Source organism: Pontibacterium sp. (assembly GCF_041587635.1).
Taxonomy (GTDB): Bacteria; Pseudomonadota; Gammaproteobacteria; order Pseudomonadales; family Balneatricaceae; genus Pontibacterium.
The window spans coordinates 1-2,637 of the sequence record NZ_JBFGYC010000554.1 but is presented as its reverse complement, the minus strand read 5'-3'; the positions used below and the strand labels follow the sequence as shown (position 1 = coordinate 2,637).

Below are 2,637 nucleotides of genomic sequence, written 5' to 3'. Positions count from 1 at the left end.
TTTTACCCATCTCCCGATAGAGCTCAAGTGCCTGGTCTCCTTCCAGTACGAGTGAATCCGCCGAAGCGTCCAGGGTGAGTCGGGGAAGCTGAAATAGCAGCAGTAGCAGGATCAGAGAAATTAGCCCCAGTATTGCGAGTGGATAGCGAAACAAACAAGCAAAGATGGTATAGGTGCGTGATTTCATCGTGCGTTCCTGGGCGGAAATCAGCTTTCGTCAGGCGGATTAATAGCGGCGATGACAGCATCTACATCTCCGCTTTCGAGGGTTCGGTGGATGGCACCATTGAGTGTTTTACTGAGCACAACGCCATCTACCGACAGATCAAACACCTGCCATTGTCCGTCGGTTTCTCGTATCGCGAAGTCTAAGGTATGAGCATTTTGTGTGGTGTGAACCTTGAGCCGCACGACGCTGTAGCTGGGCTTATCCCGGCTTTTACCGACCTCAATCATCTGTCCGTTATAGGTGTTCAGTGCAATACGGTAAGTACGGCGCAGTGATTTGATGACGGCCATCTGGGCTTCAGCGGTTTTGTCTGCGGCGATGATATCCTTCCAACGAGGATGAAAGATACGACGGCTCAGATATTCCTGGTCGATGTGGGGCAGGATGTACTGATCGATGATCTGATCCAGATATTCGTTATCCCCCAGTCGGTTTAGGTCTCGCCCACTTTGCAGCGCCTGTTGGAGCTGTGTTGCGATCTGGCTTATAAACGCTTTGGCGCTGTTATTTGGGGTCTCGGCAGCCGCATGTCCGATGCCAAGTGTTACGACGAAGAAGACAATCAGGCTGCGAAAGTAGCGTTGGTAATGCAGCATAAACACACCCCTCCCTGAGTCCGGGGGTATCCCGGAACACACTCTCATACTAGGTCATCACCCCTAAACGGCAAACTTTCAGGATGCATGCTGTTTGCTAGGCTATAGGCATAACAATGAGAAGTGTCATTTATGTGTGGCCGATACAATGTGATTGATGACCCCTATACCCGAGAGCTGCTAGCGGTTCTCGGAATCCAGAATGCTCTGGATACGCGGTATAACATCGCGCCGACTGAGAATGTTCAAGTCGTCAGTCAGGATGACTCAGGCACTCAGCTGTCTTGTATGCGCTGGTGGCTGGTGCCCGCTTGGGTGAAAGAGCCCGGCACTCAGTATTCGATGTTTAATGCGCGTGCCGAAGGTCTGTCTGAGAGTAGGGCGTTCCGGCATCCCTTTAAAAGCCAGCGTTGCATTATTCCCGCCAGTAGCTTCATTGAATGGCGTAGCGAAGATGGTAAACAGCCCTATGATATTCGGTCAGTGAAGGGGGCTTTGGCGTTTGCCGGTCTCTGGGATTGTTGGGGAAGCGGAGCGGAACGGATATATAGCTGTGCCATGATTACCACCGATGCGGTACCGGAATTCAGACATATTCACTCGCGGATGCCGGTGATGCTGGCGCCGGATATGTTTCAACAGTGGCTGGATCCGGCAATTGACGGTAAAACACTGATGCCGTTTTTGCTGCCTCAGTTGCCTGCACCTCTGCAGGTTGTGGCGGTGGATCCGCGCATTAATAACAGCCGCTTTAAGGAAGCACCTGAGCCGATTGCTGCAGCTGAGACAATCGGCTAGATGCTTGTACCTCCAATGCAAGACGTTTAGGCGTTTACCGGTCCCATGGCACTGCCCAGCATGGCGCGTAGCAATACATTGCAACCTGCAGCAATGTCCTGTGGATCCGCATTTTCCGCTTCATTGTGGGAGATCCCTTTTTCACACGGAATAAAGATCATACTGGTGGGCGCCACACGACTGACGTAAACCGAGTCGTGCCCAGCGCCACTAAAGAGCTCCATATTGGAGTAACCCAGCTGATTCACCGCATTCCTGACCGCATTGATACATTGTGGATCAAAGCGAACGGCAGGGGAGTCCCATTCGTCTCGTACCGTTGCCGCCAAACCACGAGGTTCAGATTCTTCCTCGACGATCCGGCGAAACGCCTGATCCATACTATCCAGGATCCTCTGATCAGGATGGCGCAGGTCGACAGCCAGAACCACGCGCTCTGGAACGGTATTGCGTGCGCCCGGTTCTGCTTTGATATCACCGAAGGTTACACGTGCCCAAGGGCCATGCCGGTCCGCCAGCTGATACAAACGTTGCAGTATAGGGCCTAATGCCATCAATGGATCTTTACGGACATCCATCGGGCTCGGGCCTGCGTGACACGGCTGGCCTTCAATGGTCAGGTCATACCAGCGCATTCCTTGCACGCCGGATACGATGCCGATCTGTTTCTCTTCCCTCTCCAGAATCGGGCCCTGCTCAATGTGCAGCTCAAAGGCGGCCTTGATCGCTTTCGCTTCGGCGGGGTGTTCACCCAGATAGCCGATACGTTCCAGTTCGTCACCGATGGTTTTGCCCTGTGCGTCGGTGCGACTATGGCCGTAGTCTTCATCAAATACGCCGGACCAGACACCCGAACCAATCATAGCCGGTGAGAAACGTGCGCCTTCCTCGTTAGTCCAGGCGATCACCTCAATGGGGTGTTCGGTTTCAATCTGATTCTCATGCAGGGTTTCGAGCACTTCTACGCCAGCCAATACACCGTAGACTCCATCGTACTTGCCACCGGTCGGCTGG

Annotated in this window: 4 protein-coding genes; 1 reads left to right on the top strand and 3 read right to left on the bottom strand. The window is 53.3% G+C overall.

The genetic code is table 11. The annotated features are described in order from the left end of the window. On the bottom strand, positions 1-187 hold a 187-nt coding region (locus tag ABYW01_RS18905; RefSeq protein ID WP_372835854.1), incomplete at its 3' end, for a hypothetical protein. 20 nt (positions 188-207) lie between these two features. Continuing rightward, positions 208-825, bottom strand: coding sequence for a phospholipid-binding protein MlaC (locus tag ABYW01_RS18900; protein WP_372835852.1), 618 nt, complete (start codon positions 823-825; stop codon positions 208-210). A gap of 132 nt (positions 826-957) precedes the next feature. Here ABYW01_RS18900 and ABYW01_RS18895 point away from each other — a divergent pair, with 132 nt between their 5' ends. Then, entirely contained in the window at positions 958-1,623 is a 666-nt protein-coding gene (locus tag ABYW01_RS18895) for an SOS response-associated peptidase (protein WP_372835851.1), read from the top strand. A gap of 26 nt (positions 1,624-1,649) precedes the next feature. Here the strand turns inward: ABYW01_RS18895 and ABYW01_RS18890 are convergent. Then, the coding region (locus ABYW01_RS18890; protein WP_372835849.1) for a M20 family metallo-hydrolase at positions 1,650-2,637 on the bottom strand (988 nt) is incomplete at its 5' end.

Excerpts from the sequence above, each read along its gene's own strand:
- ABYW01_RS18900 (WP_372835852.1), bottom strand. The coding sequence starts at position 825 with ATGCTGCATTACCAACGCTACTTTCGCAGCCTGATTGTCTTCTTCGTC.
- ABYW01_RS18895 (WP_372835851.1), top strand. The coding sequence starts at position 958 with ATGTGTGGCCGATACAATGTGATTGATGACCCCTATACCCGAGAGCTG.